We start from the raw sequence: 18161 nt of genomic DNA, 5'->3' as shown, positions 1-18161 counted from the left end.
GCATGGTTTTGGAGTATGCCCCGGCGCTGGAGTCGCGGGACATCGTCGACATCCGCCCCTCCTACGGCCTGTTCGTCAACGGCGCGTTCGTCGACGGCCATGGTGAGCCGTTCAAGACGATCGATCCCTCCACCGAGGACACCCTGGCCGAGGTCGCCTGCGCCGATGCCTCGGATGTGGATCGTGCGGTGGCCGCCGCGCGCGGCGCCTATGAGCGGGTGTGGGGGCCGATGCCGGGTCGGGAGCGGGCCAAGTACCTGTTCCGGATCGCGCGGTTGGTGCAGGAGCGTTCGCGTGAGCTGGCGGTGCTGGAGTCGATCGACAACGGCAAGCCGATCCGTGAGTCGCGGGATGTGGACGTGCCGCTGGTGGCGGCGCATTTCTTCTATTACGCGGGGTGGGCCGACAAGCTGGGCCATGCGGGGTTCGGGCCTGATCCTGGGCCGGTGGGGGTGGCGGGGCAGGTGATCCCGTGGAACTTCCCGCTGCTGATGCTGGCGTGGAAGATCGCGCCCGCGCTGGCGTGCGGGAACACCGTGGTCCTCAAACCGGCGGAGACGACCCCGTTGACGGCGTTGGCCTTCGCCGAGATCTGCGTCCAGGCCGGCCTGCCGCCGGGCGTGGTGAACATCATCACCGGTGCGGGGGAGACCGGGCGGGCGCTGGTGGAGCATCCGGGGATCGACAAGGTCGCCTTCACCGGCTCCACCGATGTGGGCCGCCAGATCGCCCGCGCGGTTGCGGGGACCTCCAAGAAGCTGACGCTTGAACTGGGTGGCAAGGCCGCCAACATCGTGTTCGACGACGCTCCGCTGGATCAGGCGGTGGAGGGGATCGTGAACGGGATCTTCTTCAACCAGGGGCACGTGTGCTGCGCCGGGTCGCGGTTGCTGGTGCAGGAGTCGGTCGCCGAGCCGCTGCTGGAGCGGTTGAAGACGCGGATGCGCACCCTTCGTGTGGGGGATCCGCTGGACAAGAACACCGATGTGGGGGCGATCAATTCGGCGGCGCAGTTGGAGAGGATCCGGGAGTTGGCCGCTTCGGGTGAGAGCGAGGGTGCGGTGGGGTGGGCGCCGGAGTGTGCGTTGCCGGAGCGGGGGTTCTGGTTCGCGCCGACGGTGTTCACGGGGGTGGCCCAGTCGCATCGGATCGCGCGGGAGGAGATCTTCGGGCCGGTGTTGTCGGTGCTGACCTTCCGCACTCCTGAGGAGGCGGTGGTCAAGGCCAACAACACCCCGTACGGGCTGTCGGCGGGGGTCTGGTCGGAGAAGGGGTCGCGGATCTTGTGGGCGGCGCAGCGGTTGCGGGCGGGGGTGGTGTGGGCCAACACCTTCAACAAGTTCGATCCGGCCTCGCCGTTCGGGGGGTTGAAGGAGTCGGGGTTCGGCCGTGAGGGCGGACGGCACGGGTTGGAGGCCTACCTTGATGTCTGAGCAGCGGTTGGTGGTGCGCAAGACCTACAAGCTGTTCATCGGGGGTGCCTTCCCCCGCTCGGAGTCGGGCAGGACGCTGGTGGTGAACGACACCAAGGGCAACTTCCTCGCGCACGCCTCCCGGGCCTCGCGCAAGGACGTGCGGGACGCGGTCGTGGCCGCTCGCAAGGCGTTCGAGCCGTGGGCGGGGCGGACGGCCTACAACCGGGGGCAGATCCTGTACCGGATCGCCGAGATGCTGGAGGGCCGCCAGGCCCAGTTCGTCGAGGAGCTGCGCGCGGCCGGCCTGGGCAAGGCCGCGGCCTCGGCGGAGGTGGGGGCGGCGATCGATCGGTGGGTGTGGTACGCGGGGTGGGCCGACAAGCTGGCGGCGGTGCACGGGTCGGCCAACCCGGTGGCGGGGCCGTTCTTCAACTTCTCCACCCCCGAGCCCACCGGTGTGGTGGGGGTGCTGGCCCCGGATTCGGCGTTGCTGGGGCTGGTGTCGGTGCTGGCGCCGGTGATCGTGTCGGGCAACACCTGCGTGCTGGTGGCCTCCGAGCCGGCTCCGTTGCCGGCGGTGACGTTGGCGGAGGTGCTGGCGACCTCCGATCTGCCGGGCGGGGTGGTCAACATCCTCACCGGCCACCGCGCCGAGCTGGCGCCGTGGCTGGCCTCGCACATGGACCTCAACGCGGTGGATCTGGCCGGGGTCGGGGCCGGGCAGGTGCCGGTGCTGGAGGAGGCGGCGGCAGGAAATCTCAAACGGGTCCTGCGTCCGCAGGAGGGGGCGGACTGGTCCGCAGCCCCCGGAACCGGGCGGATGACCGCGTTCCTGGAGACCAGGACCGTATGGCATCCGGTGGGCGTCTGACCCCTTCATCAGCGGAAATGCGTGTAGAGCGGCACGATCTGTGGAATAGATCTCCCCGAAACTGATCATCACGGGGGGGGAGATCAGTGCCTACCAAGACGACATCTCGTACGACGTCGGGCCGAGGTACGGCCGCGCGTACGACGTCCAAGAAGAGCAGTACCGCGAAGCGGTCGGCGAGCACCGCCGGGCGTGCGGCGCCCAAGCGTTCGAGCGCCGCCCGGACCAGCACCGCCGGCCGCACCACCGTCCGCAGGACCACGGGCACCGCGTCCAGGTCCTCGGGCACGACCAGGTCGACGGGCACCACCCGGCGTACGAGCACGTCGAGCCGCGGCACCGCCGCGCGCAGGAGCACCGGCACCACGCGTGCGAGCACGACCGGGACCGCCCGCAGGAGCACGACGGGGCGGACGGGCACCACCAGGTCGACGAGCCGGACCACGGCCGCGTCGAGCCGCACCTCGGCCGCCGCGGCCACCAAGGTCACCAAGGCGGCGACCGAGGCCAAGGCCGCCGCGACGAAGATGAAGTCGGTGGCGACCAAGGCGACGTCCTCGGCCAAGGCCATGACGGCCATGACCAGGGCGATGACGACCGCGACCAAGGCGATGACCGACGCGTCCAAGGCGATGAACGCCGCGGCGAAGGCCATCACCACGCAGGCCAAGGCCACGCCCAGGGCGAGCACGTCGCGCACGGCGGGCACCCGGACCACGACCTCGCGCACCGGTACCCGGGCCGCCGGCACCGGCACCCGGGCACGGGCGGGCACGCGCAGCACGACCTCGCGCGGCACCGGCACCCGGAGTACCGCGGCCCGGTCGAGGAGCACGGGGACGGGGACGCGGAGCACGGCCTCGCGGAGCACCGCGTCGCGGAGCTCGGGAACGCGGGCGTCCGGCACCCGGAGCTCGGGCACGCGCGCCACGAGCACGCGGAGCTCCGGCACCGGCCGCACGTCCTCGCGGTCCAGCTCGTCCCGGCGGACGAGCACGGCGGCCAAGTCGGCGCCGTCCCGCACCACGAAGAACGAGACGGCGCCGCCGCCGGCGATGGTCGAGCCCAAGACCGAACCGGGCTCGGTGCGGCAGTCGGCGAACACCACCGAGGGCGGGTTCCTGACGGGCATCACCGGGGGCGGCCGGAACGGCTGAGGCGGATCGGCCGCCCGGCGGCGGAGCCCCTGCCCGCGCACGCGCACGGCGCGGACGCGCACGGCGCGCACGTGGGACGGGGCTTCGCCGGGCGTGCCCGCGTGCCCGCGGGCGGCCGGAGGCCACGGGATCAACGGAGGCCAGAGCATGGACGACAAGCAGATCCTGGCGCGCATCGGCGAGTACGTCGCGGACGAGCAGCGGCTGCGCGAGCGGCACCTGCGCGGTGAGCTGACCCGGGACGAGGAGCGCGAGCGGCTGGAGCGGCTGGAGGTGGCCCTGGACCAGTGCTGGGACCTTCTCCGGCAGCGCCGGGCGCGGCTCGGCGCCGGGACGGACCCTGACGAGGCCGAGGTGCGGCCGCCGGGCGAAGTGGAAGGCTATCTGCAGTAATCATGGGCGAGAACGGTCGGCGCCTCCGGTTCGGATACTTCCTGATGCCGGAGGCGGACGCGCCGCTGCTCGACATCGCCCAGCGGGCGGACCGGTACGGTCTCGACCTGCTCGGCATCCAGGACCAGCCGTACCAGGGCCGGCACGCCGACGCGCACAGCCTGATGGGGGCCGTGCTGGGCGCCACGGGCCGGATCCGGGTGTTCCCGGCGGTGTCGTGCCTGCCGTTGCGGCCGCCCGTGCTGCTCGCCAAGGCGATGGCGACCCTGGACCTGGTGAGCGGTGGCCGGGTGGAGCTCGGCCTGGGCGCGGGCGCGTTCCGGGACGCCATCGGGGCCTACGGCGGGCCCCGGCTCACGGCCGGTGACGCGCGCGCCGCGCTGGAGGAGGCGGTGCTGCTCATCCGGTCGATGTGGGACGCGGACGGCGGCGGCGTGTGCTTCCGCGGCGAGCACTACCGGCTGGACGGCGCGCCGCCCGGCCCCGTGCCCGGACGCCGGATCGACGTGTGGCTGGGTGTGACGGGGCCGCGCGCGCTGGCCCTGACGGGACGGGTCGCGGACGGCTGGATCGCCTCGTCCGCGCGCGTGCCGCCGGGGCGGCTGGTGGACGCGCGGCGCCGGATCGACGAGGCCGCCAAGGACGCGGGCCGCGACCCGGCGGACATCCGCCGGATCTACATTCTCAGCGGCTCGTTCGGGCCGGGCGGGCCCGGCGGATTCCTGAACGGCGACTCCGGCCAGTGGGTCGGTGAGATCGCCGAACTGGCCCTGGGGTACGGCGTCGACTCGTTCCTCTACGACGGCGACCCGGAGTATCTGGAGACCTTCGCGCTGGAGATCGTGCCGGCCGTCCGCGAGACCGTCATGCGCGAACGTGCCTGAACCACCGGCGTCGCCGCGGGTGGACGGTCACATGCGTTCGGGCGTGGGGACGCCGAGGAGGCCGAGGCCGGTGACCAGCGTGCGCAGTGTCGCCGCGGCGAGGGCCAGCCGGGACGCCTTCGTCTCCTCGTCGGGCGCCTTCAGCACCGGGCAGTTCTCGTGGAACGTCGTGTAGGCCGACGCCAGCTCGAAGATGTAGCTCGCCAGCCGGTGCGGCTCGGCGTTCGCCGCCGCCTGCTCCAGCGCCGCGCCGAAGCTCAGCAGGTGCAGCGCCAGCGCCCGCTCCGCCTCGTGCCCGACGACGATCGGGCCGGTGGCGTCCTCAGGCGCCAGCCCGCCCTTGCGGAAGATCGACCGGATCCGGGCCACGGCGTACTGCAGGTAGGGGCCGGTGTTGCCGCGGAACGCGATCATCCGGTCGAAGTCGAAGATGTACTCGCTGTCGCGTGCCACCGACAGGTCGGCGTACTTGACCGCGCCCATCCCGACCGCCTCGACGATCGCGGCCCGGGTGGCCTCGTCGAAGGCCTCGTCGCGCTGGATCTTGTCGTACTCCACGCCGGCCCGCTCGACCGCCTCGTCCAGCAGCTCGACCAGCTTGACGGTGCCGCCGGCCCGGGTGCGCAGGATCTTGCCGTCGGTGCCCAGCACGTTGCCGATCTCGGCGTGCTCCGCCACCACCTCGCCGTCCAGCCAGCCGGCCATCCGCGCCACCGCGAACACCATCTGGAAGTGCAGCGACTGCGGGGCGCCCACCACGTAGATCATCCGGTTGACGTGCTCGGTGTCGACCCGGTACCGGACGGTCGCCAGATCGCTGGTGGAGTAGTTGTAGCCGCCGTCGCTCTTGCGGATGATCACCGGGAGCGGCTCGCCCTCCCGGCCGGTGAACCCGGGCGGGAACGCGCACAGCGCCCCGTCGCTGATCACCCCGATGCCCTTGGCCTCCAGCTCCTCGGCCGTCGGCGCCAGCAGGTCGTTGTAGAAGCTCTCGCCCTTGATGTGGTCGTCGGTCAGCGTGATGCCGAGCCGCTCGTACACCGTGTTGAAGTACCGCTTGGACACGTCCACGAGGATCTGCCAGAGCCGCAGCGTCTCCGGGTCGCCCGCCTGCAGCGCGACCACCCGCCGCCGCGACCGGTCGGCGAAGCCCTCGTCGCCGTCGAACTTGGCCCGCGCCGCCTGGTAGAACGCGGTCAGGTCGCTGACCGAGGCGTCGTCGCGCGCGGCCGCGTCCTCGCCGAGGTCCAGCAGGTGCTCGATGAGCATGCCGAACGGGGTGCCCCAGTCGCCGACGTGGTTGTCCCTGATGACCTCGTGGCCGAGGAACTCCAGGATCCGGGCGATCGCGTCGCCGACGATCGTCGTCCGCAGATGCCCGACGTGCATCTCCTTGGCCACGTTGGGCGAGGAGTACTCCACCACGACCCGCTGCGGCGCCTCGACCGGCGGGACGGCCAGCCGGTCGTCCTCCAGCACCTGCTGCGCCTGCCCGGCGATCCACTCGTCCCGGAGCGTGATGTTGATGAACCCCGGGCCGCTGACCTCGACGCCGGCGGTCAGGTCGGCGACGTCCAGCCGCTCGACGATCTCCGCGGCCACCTCGCGCGGCTTGCGGCCCAGCTTCTTGGCCAGCGGCAGGGCGACGTTGGCCTGAAGGTCGGCGAACTGCGACGGCCGGATGACCGGGTCGGCGTCCGCGTACGACGGTCCGAAGGCGGCGGCGAGCGCGCCTGAGACCCGGGCGGCGAGAACGAGTTGCGGATCGGGCATGCCCCAAGGTTATCGGCGCGACGGAGTGCAACCGGTAACCCTTTACGCGAGCCTCGCGGTCAGCGCTCCGAGGGGCCCTTCTCGGCCGCGCCGGCGGTGCACTCCGGGGCCGGGGGCACGTCCTGCCGCGGCTCTGCGGGCGCAGGCGCGGGCGCGGGCGCGGCCTCCGCGTCCTGCTGCTCCGGCTTCTCCTTCTCGGCCTCCGGCGCCTCGGGCGCGGGGACGCCCTCCCGCTTGTCGCCCTTCTCCCTGTCCTTGTCGCCGTCGCGGTCGCCGTGCATCAGCCGCCCCAGCCTGGACGGCGTCCGCGTCGCGGCGATCTGCTCGCGGATCCGGTCCACGATCCGGCCCGCCGCCAGATCGTGCGCCAGCAGGCAGGACGAGGTGATGGCGCGGGCCCTGGACGCGCCGTGCGCGATCACCACGGTCCCGTTCAGGCCGAGCAGCACCCCGCCGCCGTAGGTCTCCGAATCCAGCCGGTCGCGCAGCTCCAGCAGCCGCCGGCGCTGCAGCAGCGTCCCGATCCGCGCCGTCCGGCTGCCGGACATCGTCGCCCGCAGCTCGGAGAGGGCCATCCGCACCGTGCCCTCCATGGTCTTCAACGCCACGTTGCCGGTGAACCCGTCGGTGACGACCACGTCGACGGTCCCGGCCAGCAGGTCGTGACCCTCCACGTTCCCCGCGAACTCGATGCCGTGCTGCCCGCCGGACAGCAGCTCGTACGCCCGCTTGGTCACCTTGTCGCCCTTGCCCGCCTCGGCCCCGATGTTCAGCAGCCCCACCCGCGGCCTGGGCAGGCCGAGCAGGATCTGCGCGTACGCCGTCCCCACCGCCGCGAACTGCACCAGCGTCTCCGGCTTCACATCGGCCGTCGCCCCCGAGTCCAGCAGCACCGTCGGCCGCGGCCGCGTGGGCAGCGTCACCGCGATCGCCGGCCGCAGCACGCCCTGCTGGCCCTTCAGCCGCAACCGCGCCGTGGCGACCACCCCGGCCGTCGTCCCCGCCGACACCAGCGCCGACGCCCGGCCCTGCTTGATGAGATGGCACGCGATCGCGATGGACGAGCGCGGCTTGCGCCAGCCGGCCAGCGCCCCCTCGTCCATGTCGAGGGCCTCGTCGGCGTGCACGATCGGGATCTCCCCGACCACCCCGTGCCGGTCCAGCTCGTGCCGGATCCGCGGAGCCTGCCCCACCAGGACCAGCCGCACCCCGTGATCGCGGACCGCGGCCACCGCCCCGGCGATGACCTCCTCGGGCGCGTGGTCGCCGCCCATCGTGTCGACGGCGACGGGCGCGGGACGGTCCGGCGACGGGCGCGAAGGCCCGCCCGTGCCGGTCATGGCGGCTCCAGATCGTGAAAGGACGGCGACGGCCGCAAGAACGCAGCTCATCGCATGTTAAGGCCCTTTCATCGTGGAGGGGCGCGTCATCGTGGAGGGACGACCCTCCACACCTGCTCATCGTGGGGGGACGACCCCCGCGATGTCAGTTGGTCTTGGCGTGGCAGTCGGGGCCGAGGCAGCCGGCGTTCTCGACGACCGGGCTGCCGTCCACCAGGATCGTGTAGTGGTGCGCCTTGGACTTGTCCTCGCCGGTGCCGATGACGTGGACGATGCGCTTGTCGGACGTCGTGCCGTAGCAGCCGGCGCGGAGCTTGAGCTTGGTCCAGCCCGGCATGTCCTTGCAGGTCAGGGATTTGCCCAGGGAGATGCCGCGGCGGCGGAGCTCGTCGGTCGCGGTGGACGCGAGGGCGCCGCGCAGCGCGGACTGGGTCGGGTAGCGCAGTTGCTTGGAATCGGTCAGCAGCAGATAGGCGATCCCGGCCGCGGCACCGGCCAGGAGCAGGCCGGTGAGGCCGGCCGCCAGGGCTTTCACTCGCGTGATCTTCACAGGTCGTACATCGCCCGTGACCCCGGGTGCATGCGAGGCGCGCCGAGGTTTTCCCGAGTCCTTGCGCGTTCTCGACGGATTCAGCAGCCGCGGCCGAGGCACCGCTTGCGGAGCGGTGCGCGGCCGTCCACCGTGATCACGTACGACTCGCGGGGGTGGGCGGTGTCGGCCTCCACCGCGCCGCCGGTGACGACGACCTTGGCGCCGGTGGCGGTACGGCCCGTGCAGTGGATCCGGACGACGGCGTCGTTGCCGGTCGCGGGGGTCGTGCAGTCGGGGCGCCGGTTCATCCGTACGCCGTGGGCGGCCAGTTCGGCGACCGTGCCGTCGGCGACGGCGTTGCGGTAGGCGCCCTCGGAGATCCGCTTCATCAGCTGGCAGCCCGACAGCGCCAGCGTGAGCGCGACGGCCAGCGCGCAGATCCGGACGGTGCGCATCATGGTTTCGCCACCGCGGCGACGGCGTCGGCGATCGCGTCCGGGCGGTCGAGCTGGAGCATGTGCTTGGCGCGGGGCAGTTCGACCTGGCGTCCGCGTGGGCTCATGGCGGCCAGCCGGCGGTGGCCTTCGGCCCAGGACGGGCCGGCGTCGCCGAGCGCGGTCAGCACGACGAGGGGGAGGTCGGGGAACGGGCGGCGGTCGCGGAGCGCGTCCAGGTCGGCGGCCATCTCCCGGTAGGCGAGTTCCTCCGCGACGATGGTGCCGAGCACGGTGCCGCGGCCGTAGACGTCCCGGACGGTCTCCGCCGGGACGGTGTCGTCGCGGTCGCTGGTGAAGCGCAGGACGAGCCGCCGGCCGGCGGGGCCCGCCAGGCGGGCGAGCCGGGTGGCGTTCAGGCCGGTGCCGAGGGCCCTGGCCAGCGGGTCGAGGGCGGCGGCGAGGCGGGGCCGGGCGCACGGGTCGCGTTCCTGGCTGGGGTCGACGAGGACGAGTCCGTTCAGGAGTTCGGGGTGCAGCCGGGCGAGGGCTTCGGCGGTGAAGGCGCCCATGGAGTGCGCCAGGACGGTCACCGGGGGGCCGATCTCGTCGGCGAGGGCCGCCATGATCCGGACGTTGCGCCGGAGGCTGGGCGGCGCCTGCGCGGCGGGGCTGCGGCCGAGCCCGGGGTTGTCGTAGACGACGACCCGGTGGTCCTCGCGGAGCAGTTCCACGGTGGGGTCCCAGTCGAACCAGGCGCCGCCGAGGCCGGAGGCGAGCAGCAGCGGGGGGCCCTCGCCCGATTCGACGACGTGGACCTGCTCGCCTGCGGCGTTCGCGATCCTCACAGGTGGGCTCTCTCTCGTACGGGCGGCGGGCCGCCGGTCCGGACGCGCCGGTCCTGGTAGAGCGCCCAGGCGATGGTCAGCAGGCCCAGGACGAGGATGCTGATCTGGACGCGCTGGATGATGCCGAGCCAGCGGCCGAGGAGCATCGCGAGCAGGGTGCCGAGGGCGCAGACCGTCTCGACCAGGGCCAGCAGCCAGCCCCAGCGGGCGAGGACGGGCCACCAGCCGTACCGGCGGGCGGCCAGGGACAGCGCGAGCAGCGCCGCCACCCCGAAGGTGATCACCAGGCTGCTGGTGACGGCGTGGAAGGAGTGCGAGAAGCTGACTTTCTCGGCGCGTTCGCGCAGGGCGCAACTCGTCTCGAGGCTGGGGGCGCAGTCGAGGGGGAAGACGGCGTCGCCGATGGCGCACAGCCCGAACAGGGCCAGGGAGATCCAGCCGATGACGGCCAGCGGCCGCCGCCGCAGCGTGAGCAGGGCGATGACCGCGACGGTGATGGCCAGGGCGCCGGTGATGAAGTCGCCGCCGCTGTAGACCGAGTGGTAGGGCTGGTCGACGGCCGACAGCTCGCTGACGTAGCCGTTGATGCTGTCCTGGTGGGGGCTGAGCCAGTGCTCGAGGAAGAACGTGCTGTAGGTGATCGCGGCGACCAGCGCCAGCAGCGCGGCGAGGGCGGGCGCGGAACCCGGCCGGTCGGGTTGCTGCGATGCGTTCACCTGGCTCCCACCGGTCGGTTCGACGTCCCCACAGCATAGGGACCCGGGCAAGGGGTCTCACTCACGTCCCGTAACCGGTGGGGCGGGCGGGGCGGCAGGTGGCGACACTTCGGTCATTTATCCGATCTACGGTTGACCAGCATCTTTGTAGTCGCATAAGGGTAGATATTCGGCATAGGCAGGGTTCAACCGCTTCAATGGGGGTGGCCTGGGCCGAACCGATCACTGTTCGTGACATGCGTGCCCCAGGGTGCGTGCACTGCACCGCGAATTCAAGGAGACCCAACACGTGACACTGGTGAACGACGCGGCTCCCGCAATGCGATCGTCCGGTCGCAAGTTCCGCGCCTTCACGGCGAAGCACCTCGACGAGCTGACCGCCCGGGCCGGGCTGAGCGAGCAGGAACGGCTGGAGACCAGGGCGGTCGCGACCGTCCTGCCCTTCCGGACCAACGCCTACGTCATCGAGGAGCTCATCGACTGGTCGGCCGCGCCGGACGACCCCATCTACCGGCTGGTCTTCCCGATGGCGGACATGCTGCCCGCCCAGGACGTCGCCGAACTGGCCGGCCTGCTGCGCCGCGAGGCTCCCAAGGCCGAGATCGACGCCGCCGCGCACAAGGTCCGGATGCGCCTCAACCCGCATCCCGCCGGGCAGATGGAACTCAACATCCCCAGCTTCGGCGACGGCAAGATCCCCGGACTGCAGCACAAGTACGACGAGACCGTGCTGTACTTCCCCAAGCAGGGCCAGACCTGCCACGCCTACTGCACCTACTGCTTCCGCTGGGCGCAGTTCGTCGGAGAGCCCGACCTGAAGATGGCCGGGGACGACTCCCACCAGCTCCGCGACTACCTGCTGGCCCACCCCGAGGTGACCAGCGTCCTGTTCACCGGCGGCGACGCCATGATCATGGGCGAGCCGGTGCTGCGCCGCTACGTCGAGCCGCTGCTGGACCTGGAGCAGCTGGAATCGATCCGCATCGGCACCAAGTCGCTGGCCTACTGGCCGCAGAAGTTCGTGACCGACCCCGACGCCGACGCCATGCTCGGCCTGTTCGAGCAGGTCGTCGAGTCCGGGAAGAACCTGGCCTTCATGGCCCACTTCACCCACCCGCGCGAGCTGGAACCGCTGGTGGTGACCGAGGCGGTACGCCGGATCCGCGACACCGGCGCCGTCATCCGCACCCAGGCGCCGCTGATCCGCACGATCAACGACGATCCGGACGCCTGGAAGAGCATGTGGCGGACCCAGACGCGCATGGGCATGGTCCCGTACTACATGTTCGTCGAGCGCGACACCGGCCCCCAGGACTACTTCGCGGTGCCGCTGGGGCGCGCGTACGAGATCTTCCAGACCGCCTACAAGGACGTGGCGGGACTGTCGCGGACCGTGCGCGGCCCGTCCATGTCGGCCACGCCCGGCAAGGTCTGCGTGGACGGTGTGCTGGAGCTGTTCGGCGAGAAGGTCTTCGCCCTGCACTTCATCCAGTGCCGCGATTCCGACCTGGTCGGCAAGCCCTTCTTCGCCAAGTACGACCCCGAGGCGGTCTGGCTGGACGACCTCAAACCCGCCTTCGCCGACCGCTTCCCCTGGCAGTCCTGACGTAGACCCCGGCCGGGTGCGCCCGCCCGGCCGGGACCTCCGTCCGGCAGCCGGCTGTGAGCGATCTGACAGACGGCGCGGGCAGCGTGGCCCGCATGCTGTTCATCGAAATCTTCGTACCTCGGGACGCCCTCGACGCCGACCGGTGCCGGCAGCTGGCGCAAAGCCTGCTGGGCCTCATGACCGGCGACGGGGAGGAGGGGATGGCGGGACCGGCCGCCGACATCTTCGCGTCCCAGTTCCACGTCGTCGTGCACCGGCCGGAGACGTGGGTGGTGGGGGACCGCCTGGCGGACGACCCGACGCCCTACATGGTCCGCGTCCACGCACCGGGGCCCTGGCGCAAGGACACCAGCGGGCACATCATCGGCGCCTTCACCAAGGCGATCACGGACGTGGACCCGGGGGCCGCCGTCCAGGTGCACGTCTTGGGCGTTCCGGAAGGAAGCATCGGCGTCCGGGGGGAGGCGAAGACCTCCACCGAACTCGTCGAGATGATGAACGACCCCCTGAAATATGCCTACGCCGCGGGCAAGGCGCTCCTCGACCCCATGTGCGGCATGCTCGTTGAGCCCGACAAGGCCCCGACCCTGGAGTACGAGGGGACGCTCTACGGCTTCTGCTGCGAGGGCTGCCGTACGGAGTTCATCGCCAAGAAGGAGAAGGCGGCCGCCGGTACCGGTTGAGCCGGTGGCACAGTGGGCTCATGCGCGTTGGCATCCTGGGCCCCCTCCAGGTCACGGACGACGACGGCACCATCGCCCGGATCGGCGGGGCGCGGCTTCGCGCGCTGCTGATCCGGCTGGCCCTGGACGCGGGGCGCGTCGTCACGACCGATGCGCTCTGCCACGCGCTCTGGCCGTCCTCTGAGGGCAGCCCCGGCAATCCGGCTCACGCGCTGCATTCCCTGGTCGCCAGACTCCGCCGTGCCCTCCCCCAAGAGACGGCGCTGCGTTCCCTGCCCGCGGGCTACTGCCTGGACGTCCCGCCCGAGTCGGTGGACGCCCAGCGTTTCGAGAGCCTCGCGGGCAAGGGGCGCGACAGCCTTCGCCAGAGCAGGCCCACGGCGGCTCTGGACTTCCTCCAGGAGGCGCTGGTGTTGTGGAGGGGCGAGGCACTGGCCGACGCGGCTCCACGTATGCCCTTCGCCGCCAACGCCGCTCTACGGCTGAATGAGCTGCGCCTGAACGCTCTTGAGGACCGCCTGGACGCCTCCCTGCGTGTTGGGGTCGCCCCGTCCTCCCTTACGGCGGAGCTGGAGGAACTGACGGCCGCCCACCCCTACCGTGAGCGACTCCGGTACCTGCTCGTCCAAGCCCTGCACGCGGACGGCAGGCAACCCGAGGCCCTCACCGCCTACGAGGACTACAGGCGTTTCCTGGCCGACGAACTGGGCGCGGACCCGAGCCCCAGGCTCCAGGACCTCCACCGCACCGTCCTGCAGAACAAGGCGCCGCCCACGGGCAACCTGCGCGCACCCCTCACAAGCTTCGTCGGCCGCGAACAGGAGCGAGCCCAGCTGAAGGCCCTCCTCGCCGACAACCGCCTCGTCACCCTCGTCGGCCCCGGCGGAGTGGGGAAGACCCGCCTCGCCACCACCGTCGCCACCGGCGCCTGGCTCGTGGAGCTGGCACCCGTGACCGACCCGGCCGAGGTCCCGTACGCGGTCACCGCGGCCCTCGACCTCCACGAACCCGGCCGGTCCGCCGACGTCGTGCTCCGCCTGGCCGGTGCGCTCTCCACCTCCCGGAACCTGATCATCCTGGACAACTGCGAACACGTGCTCGACGCCGCGGCCCGGCTCGTGGACGACCTGCTGGGACGCTGCCCCGACCTCACCGTCCTGGCGACCAGCCGCGAACCCCTCGCCATCGCGGGTGAGACCGTCTACCCCGTCCCGCTGCTGGCCGGAGACCCGGCGACCCGCCTCTTCATGGACCGCGCCAGGGCCGCCAGCCACGGATTCACCTTCGACCCCCGGGTGCCCGCCATCTGCCGCCGCCTGGACGGCCTGCCGCTCGCCATCGAACTGGCCGCCGCACGCCTGCGCTCCATGCCCCTGGACCACCTGGCCGACCGCCTGGACGACCGCTTCCGCGTCCTGACCGCAGGCAGCCGCACAGCCCTGCCCAGGCACCGCACCCTGCGCGGCGTCGTCGCCTGGAGCTGGGACCTCCTCACCGACACCGAGCGCGACGCCGCCGAACGCTTGGCGGTCTTCCCCACGACGTTCACGCCGTCGTCCACCGGCATCGCCGTGGAAACCCTGGACGCCCTGGTCGACAAGTCGCTGCTCCAACTGGACGGCACCCGCTACCGGATGCTGGACACCATCCGCGAGTACGGCCTGGAACGCCTGGCCGAGACCGACCGCTTGCTCCCGTCCCGGGAAGCCTTCGTCTCGTGCTTCCTTTCCCTAGCCGAACAGGCCGACCTCCGAGGCCCCGACCAGCCGCACTGGCTCGAACGCCTGGACGCCGAACGGGACAACCTCCTCGCCGCCCTACGCCATGCCTGCGACTCCGGAGACACCGATTCCGCAGTACGCCTCGGTGCGGTCCTAAGCCTCTATTGGACGATCCACGGCGACCACATGGAGGCCGTCAGACGCCTGCGCACCGTCCTGGAAATGCCCGGCACAAGTAGCAGCCGCCTGAGCGCCCTGGCCGGGTTCCTCCTCAACGCGAGCTTCGCCGGTGAACTGGCCCAGGCGAAGGACTTCCCGGACGACCCGTCCCCGCGAGACCCGACCGGAGCCCACGTCCTCGCCCTCCAAGCACTCTCCACAGGCGACGTCCAAGCGGGCGTCCAAGCCCTGGAGAAACACCTGACCCACCCCGGCCCCTGGACCCGAGCCATCACGTGGCTGCTCCGCTCGTTCCTCAACGGCGCGCGGACGGGCAACGCGGCCGAGGGCCGCCGCGACCTCGACAACGCCATCAGCGCCTTCCGCGAGTCGGGCGAACACTGGGGCCTGTCCATAGCCCTGGCCTCACTGGCCTTCGCCCACTCGGCCGCAGGCGACTACGACGCCGCGACCACCGCCCTCGAAGAATCGACGAACCTCATCAACCACCTGGGCGCCGACAACCAGCAGCAACTCTGGCTCCCGATGATCCGCGTCCACACAGGCGACCTGGCCAAGGCCCAAGCCGAACTCCAGACCGTCCTGGCCCGAACCACCTCGCCCGCCCACCTCGCCCTGGCCCGCCTCCTCCTGGCCGATCTGGCCCGTTACAGAGGCGACCTGGACGAAGCCGCCCGCCACCTGACCCTCGCCGCCCCCGAGGCCAACGACCCCCCGTCCCGTGCCCTCTACCTGACGTCCCAGGGCAACCTGGCCACGGCCAAGGGCGACCTGCCCGCGGCAGAGAGCCACCTCCGCGAGGCCCTCTCCCTAGCCACGACCATGCCCGACATGCCCATGGTCGCCGTGATAGCCGTCGGCCAAGCCCAACTCCTGCTCGCCCAAGACCAACTCCACCAGGCCGCCGAACTCCTGGGCGCCGCACACGCGCTACGCGGCGGCCCAGACCCCCGCCACCCCGACGTCCAAGCCCTCTCCGAAGCCCTGCGAACCCGCCTGGGCACCCCCGCCTACGAGGCCGCCTACACCAAGGGCCGCGCCCACCCGGACCCCCTCTGTAACTTGCGTGTTACGTAAGCCAGATGTTACAAAGGGCCTGTGACCGCTAGTGTTTTCGAGGCCCTGGCCGATCCGGTGCGGCGGCGCCTGCTCGAACTCGTCGCCGAGCGGGAGCGGCCCGCCGGTGAACTCGCCGCCGAGTTCGACCTCAGCCGCCCAGCCGTCTCACGGCACCTGCGCGTCCTCAGCCAGGCCGGACTGGTGAGCTGGCGCCACCACGCGCAGCAGCGCATCTACCGTCTCGAACCCGCACCCCTCGAAGAGGCCGGCGCCTGGATCGAACGCACCCGCGACAACTGGGCGGCCCGGCTGGACTCCATCGAACGACACCTCAACGACATCGCGAAGGACACGGAATGACCGCAGGACCCGACCAGCCGCCCATCCCCACCGACCGCCGCGGCACCTTGGGCGCCGGCCCCGACGGCGACTGGCAGATCCGCTTCGAACGACGGCTCCCGCACCCGCCCGAACGGGTCTGGGCGGCGCTCACCTCTCCCGACCAGCAGGCGAGCTGGATGCCCGGGGTGACGATCGACGCCACCGAGGGCGGGGCGGTCGTCTTCGACTTCGGCGACGAGGGCAGGGCCGACGGCCTGGTGCTCGCCGTCGAGCCGCCCCGGCGCCTGGAGCACACCTGGACCTGGCCGGGCGAGCCCCCCGCGACCGTCCGCTGGGAGCTCACCCCCGACGGCGAGCACACCGTGCTGGTCCTGCTGCACCGCCCGCTGCGCTCCGAATCGGTGGTCGACTACGCCGCCGGCTGGCACGGGATCCTCGACGCGTTCGGTGCCCACCTCGACGGCGCCGACCTCGGCGAACCCGACTACGCCGCGTTCCACGACCTCTACGCCGCGATGGTGAAGTGATCTGACTCACGCGCTGTCACAACGATCGGTCGGGCGGCGTCTCCATGTCGAGCCTCGAAAAGGAGACACCATGACCGATGTGCTCGTGATCGGCGGCGGGTACGCCGGCGTGCTGGCGGCCAATCGCCTGACCCAGCGCGACGACGTGACCGTGACCCTGATCAACCCGCGCCCGGACTTCGTCCAGCGGCTCCGCCTGCACCAGCTGGTGGCCGGAACCCACGACGCGGTCGTCGACTACCGGAGGATCCTGGCCGACGGGGTCCGGCTGGTGGTCGACACCGCGACCCGGATCGACGCGGCCGGGCGCCAGGTGACGTTGGTGGCCGGCGGCACGGTCGGCTACGACTACCTGATCTACGCGGTGGGCAGTGGCAGCGCCGACCTGAGCGTGCCCGGTGCGGCGGACTTCGCCTACCCGATCGCCACCCTGGAGGCGGCGCGGCGGCTGCGCAGGGTCGTCGCCGCCGCGCCGGAAACTGCCCCGGTGACGGTCGTCGGAGCCGGTGCGACCGGCATCGAGACCGCCGCCGAGCTGGCGGAGCAGGGCCGCCGCGTGACCCTGCTGTGCGGCGGGGTGCTCGGCCCGTACCTGCACCCTCGGGGCCGGCGCTCGATCGCCAGGCGGCTGGCCAAGCTCGGTGTGACCGTGCTCGACGGCGCGACGGTGACGGCCGTGACCCGCGATGCCGTGCGGCTCGGCGATGGCCGCGAACTGCCGAGCGAGGTGACCGTCTGGACCGCCGGATTCGGCGTGCCGGACCTGGCCGCCCGCAGCGGGCTGAGCACCGACGCCCTGGGCCGCCTGCTCACCGACGAGACCCTGACCAGCGTGGACGACCCGCGTATCGTCGCGGCCGGCGATTCGGCGGCGCCCTCGAACCTGCCGCTGCGGATGAGCTGCCAGACCGCCAGGCCGCTGGGCGCGCACGCCGCTGACACGGTGCTCGACCGGATCGCCGGCGAGCTTCCCGCGACCATCGACCTGGGAGTCTTCGGCCAGTGCATCGGCCTGGGCCGGCACGCCGCCACCGCACAGCTCGCCTCCAAGGACGACACCGCGAACCGGTTCTACATCGGTGGCCGGCTCGGCGCGACGATCAAGGAAACCGCGATCAAGAAGATGGTCAAGGAGCTGGCGGAGGAGGCCCGCAAGCCCGGCTCGTTCTCATGGCACTTCAAGGACGACACCCGCCGCCAGGTCCTGAAGGCCAAGCCCGGCGAGGCGCCCGCCACTCAGCCCTTGTCCAGCTCGAACCACACGTGAAGGCGTCCCCGGTCGCCGTTGAAGTGCCCGCAGCGGTCGGCCAGGGACTCGATCAGCAGAACGCCGTAGCCGTGCTCACGCGCGCCCTCGTCCCGCCGCGCGGTGGGCACGGTCGCGGCGCCCTCGTCGACCACCTCGCACCGCAGCGTCCCCGCCGCGTCGTACAGCGTCAGCGTGATCATCCCGCCCGACCGCGACCGGGAGTGCCGGACGCTGTTGGTGCACGCCTCGGAGATCAGCAGCTCGGCCGTCCCGGCCCGCGCGTCCCCGTCCAGGACGTCGACGGCGAACCGCCGCGCCCCGCCCACGCTCCGCGCGACTCCGGGCAGCGTCACCGACCCGAGCACGACCATCTCCACGGCCCGCCCACCGCCTTCCCCTTGCGTCCGGTACGAGATTTTCGAGAACGT

Annotated in this window: 18 protein-coding genes; 10 read left to right on the top strand and 8 right to left on the bottom strand. The window is 71.8% G+C overall.

All coding sequences use genetic code 11. The features are described 5' to 3' along the window. Positions 1 to 2: 2 nt before the first annotated feature. On the top strand, positions 3 to 1433 hold the full coding sequence (locus tag ACZ466_RS15535; RefSeq protein WP_464043750.1) for an aldehyde dehydrogenase family protein: 1431 nt from the start codon (positions 3 to 5) through the stop codon (positions 1431 to 1433). After that, positions 1426 to 2286: an aldehyde dehydrogenase family protein gene (locus tag ACZ466_RS15530; RefSeq protein ID WP_464043748.1), complete on the top strand. Its 861-nt coding sequence runs from the start codon at positions 1426 to 1428 to the stop codon at positions 2284 to 2286. The genes ACZ466_RS15535 and ACZ466_RS15530 overlap by 8 nt, the downstream gene beginning before the upstream one ends. Here ACZ466_RS15530 and ACZ466_RS15525 read toward each other — a convergent pair. After that, complete coding sequence (locus tag ACZ466_RS15525) at positions 2174 to 3592, bottom strand: hypothetical protein (RefSeq protein ID WP_464043746.1); 1419 nt, start codon at positions 3590 to 3592, stop codon at positions 2174 to 2176. The genes ACZ466_RS15530 and ACZ466_RS15525 overlap by 113 nt on opposite strands. Here ACZ466_RS15525 and ACZ466_RS15520 point away from each other — a divergent pair. Beyond that, positions 3591 to 3836, top strand: a complete 246-nt coding sequence (locus ACZ466_RS15520; protein ID WP_378293294.1) for a DUF2630 family protein — start codon at positions 3591 to 3593, stop codon at positions 3834 to 3836. The genes ACZ466_RS15525 and ACZ466_RS15520 overlap by 2 nt on opposite strands. 2 nt (positions 3837 to 3838) lie before the next feature. Further along, on the top strand, positions 3839 to 4720 hold the full coding sequence (locus ACZ466_RS15515) for an LLM class flavin-dependent oxidoreductase (protein ID WP_378293296.1): 882 nt from the start codon (positions 3839 to 3841) through the stop codon (positions 4718 to 4720). 27 nt (positions 4721 to 4747) lie between these two features. Here the strand turns inward: ACZ466_RS15515 and argS are convergent, their stop codons facing one another. The 6 genes from argS to ACZ466_RS15485 form a co-directional block, all read right to left on the bottom strand. Further along, positions 4748 to 6493, bottom strand: a complete 1746-nt coding sequence (gene argS / locus ACZ466_RS15510) for an arginine--tRNA ligase (RefSeq protein WP_378293298.1) — start codon at positions 6491 to 6493, stop codon at positions 4748 to 4750. Positions 6494 to 6552: 59 nt separating this feature from the next. Next, positions 6553 to 7833: a phosphate acyltransferase PlsX gene (plsX, locus tag ACZ466_RS15505; protein WP_378293300.1), complete on the bottom strand. Its 1281-nt coding sequence runs from the start codon at positions 7831 to 7833 to the stop codon at positions 6553 to 6555. 145 nt (positions 7834 to 7978) lie between these two features. After that, complete coding sequence (locus tag ACZ466_RS15500; protein WP_378293302.1) at positions 7979 to 8368, bottom strand: hypothetical protein; 390 nt, start codon at positions 8366 to 8368, stop codon at positions 7979 to 7981. Positions 8369 to 8463: 95 nt separating this feature from the next. After that, entirely contained in the window at positions 8464 to 8823 is a 360-nt protein-coding gene (locus tag ACZ466_RS15495; RefSeq protein WP_378293304.1) for a hypothetical protein, read from the bottom strand. Beyond that, a complete protein-coding gene (locus ACZ466_RS15490; protein WP_378293306.1) occupies positions 8820 to 9647 on the bottom strand; it encodes an alpha/beta fold hydrolase in 828 nt (275 codons plus the stop codon). Before ACZ466_RS15490 ends, ACZ466_RS15495 begins: the two co-directional genes overlap by 4 nt. Continuing rightward, positions 9644 to 10363 (bottom strand): DUF998 domain-containing protein, encoded by a 720-nt coding sequence (locus ACZ466_RS15485; RefSeq protein ID WP_378293308.1) that lies wholly within the window; start codon positions 10361 to 10363, stop codon positions 9644 to 9646. The genes ACZ466_RS15490 and ACZ466_RS15485 overlap by 4 nt, the downstream gene beginning before the upstream one ends. A gap of 319 nt (positions 10364 to 10682) precedes the next feature. Between ACZ466_RS15485 and ACZ466_RS15480 the strand changes: the two genes are divergently transcribed. The 6 genes from ACZ466_RS15480 (at position 10683) to ACZ466_RS15455 (ending at position 17751) form a co-directional block, all read left to right on the top strand. Further along, positions 10683 to 11969, top strand: coding sequence for a KamA family radical SAM protein (locus tag ACZ466_RS15480; protein WP_464044017.1), 1287 nt, complete (start codon positions 10683 to 10685; stop codon positions 11967 to 11969). A 95-nt stretch (positions 11970 to 12064) separates the two neighbouring features. Next, positions 12065 to 12655, top strand: coding sequence for a YHS domain-containing protein (locus ACZ466_RS15475; protein WP_378292233.1), 591 nt, complete (start codon positions 12065 to 12067; stop codon positions 12653 to 12655). A 20-nt stretch (positions 12656 to 12675) separates the two neighbouring features. Further along, positions 12676 to 15633, top strand: coding sequence for a BTAD domain-containing putative transcriptional regulator (locus ACZ466_RS15470; RefSeq protein ID WP_378292235.1), 2958 nt, complete (start codon positions 12676 to 12678; stop codon positions 15631 to 15633). A 21-nt stretch (positions 15634 to 15654) separates the two neighbouring features. Further along, positions 15655 to 15975 carry an ArsR/SmtB family transcription factor gene (locus tag ACZ466_RS15465; RefSeq protein ID WP_378292237.1) on the top strand — a complete coding sequence of 107 codons (321 nt, stop codon included), beginning with the start codon at positions 15655 to 15657 and terminating at the stop codon, positions 15973 to 15975. Further along, a complete protein-coding gene (locus ACZ466_RS15460; RefSeq protein WP_378292239.1) occupies positions 15972 to 16484 on the top strand; it encodes an SRPBCC family protein in 513 nt (170 codons plus the stop codon). Before ACZ466_RS15465 ends, ACZ466_RS15460 begins: the two co-directional genes overlap by 4 nt. A 70-nt stretch (positions 16485 to 16554) precedes the next feature. Next, a complete protein-coding gene (locus ACZ466_RS15455) occupies positions 16555 to 17751 on the top strand; it encodes an NAD(P)/FAD-dependent oxidoreductase (RefSeq protein WP_378292241.1) in 1197 nt (398 codons plus the stop codon). Here ACZ466_RS15455 and ACZ466_RS15450 read toward each other — a convergent pair. Beyond that, positions 17721 to 18104: an ATP-binding protein gene (locus ACZ466_RS15450; RefSeq protein WP_378292272.1), complete on the bottom strand. Its 384-nt coding sequence runs from the start codon at positions 18102 to 18104 to the stop codon at positions 17721 to 17723. The genes ACZ466_RS15455 and ACZ466_RS15450 overlap by 31 nt on opposite strands. Positions 18105 to 18161 lie beyond the last annotated feature (57 nt).

It is taken from the genome of Actinomadura rugatobispora, assembly GCF_055379765.1.
The sequence above is the reverse complement of the archived record's forward strand: the minus strand, read 5'-3'. Positions and strand labels throughout refer to the sequence as shown.

Bases quoted from the DNA above. Each gene is read 5' to 3' on its own strand.
- ACZ466_RS15535 (WP_464043750.1), top strand. From the start codon at position 3: ATGGTTTTGGAGTATGCCCCGGCGCTGGAGTCGCGGGACATCGTCGAC.
- ACZ466_RS15530 (WP_464043748.1), top strand. From the start codon at position 1,426: ATGTCTGAGCAGCGGTTGGTGGTGCGCAAGACCTACAAGCTGTTCATC.
- ACZ466_RS15520 (WP_378293294.1), top strand. From the start codon at position 3,591: ATGGACGACAAGCAGATCCTGGCGCGCATCGGCGAGTACGTCGCGGAC.
- ACZ466_RS15525 (WP_464043746.1), bottom strand. From the start codon at position 3,592: ATGCTCTGGCCTCCGTTGATCCCGTGGCCTCCGGCCGCCCGCGGGCAC.
- ACZ466_RS15515 (WP_378293296.1), top strand. From the start codon at position 3,839: ATGGGCGAGAACGGTCGGCGCCTCCGGTTCGGATACTTCCTGATGCCG.
- argS (WP_378293298.1), bottom strand. From the start codon at position 6,493: ATGCCCGATCCGCAACTCGTTCTCGCCGCCCGGGTCTCAGGCGCGCTC.
- plsX (WP_378293300.1), bottom strand. From the start codon at position 7,833: ATGACCGGCACGGGCGGGCCTTCGCGCCCGTCGCCGGACCGTCCCGCG.
- ACZ466_RS15495 (WP_378293304.1), bottom strand. From the start codon at position 8,823: ATGATGCGCACCGTCCGGATCTGCGCGCTGGCCGTCGCGCTCACGCTG.
- ACZ466_RS15480 (WP_464044017.1), top strand. From the start codon at position 10,683: ATGCGATCGTCCGGTCGCAAGTTCCGCGCCTTCACGGCGAAGCACCTC.
- ACZ466_RS15475 (WP_378292233.1), top strand. From the start codon at position 12,065: ATGCTGTTCATCGAAATCTTCGTACCTCGGGACGCCCTCGACGCCGAC.
- ACZ466_RS15470 (WP_378292235.1), top strand. From the start codon at position 12,676: ATGCGCGTTGGCATCCTGGGCCCCCTCCAGGTCACGGACGACGACGGC.
- ACZ466_RS15460 (WP_378292239.1), top strand. From the start codon at position 15,972: ATGACCGCAGGACCCGACCAGCCGCCCATCCCCACCGACCGCCGCGGC.
- ACZ466_RS15455 (WP_378292241.1), top strand. From the start codon at position 16,555: ATGACCGATGTGCTCGTGATCGGCGGCGGGTACGCCGGCGTGCTGGCG.
- ACZ466_RS15450 (WP_378292272.1), bottom strand. From the start codon at position 18,104: ATGGTCGTGCTCGGGTCGGTGACGCTGCCCGGAGTCGCGCGGAGCGTG.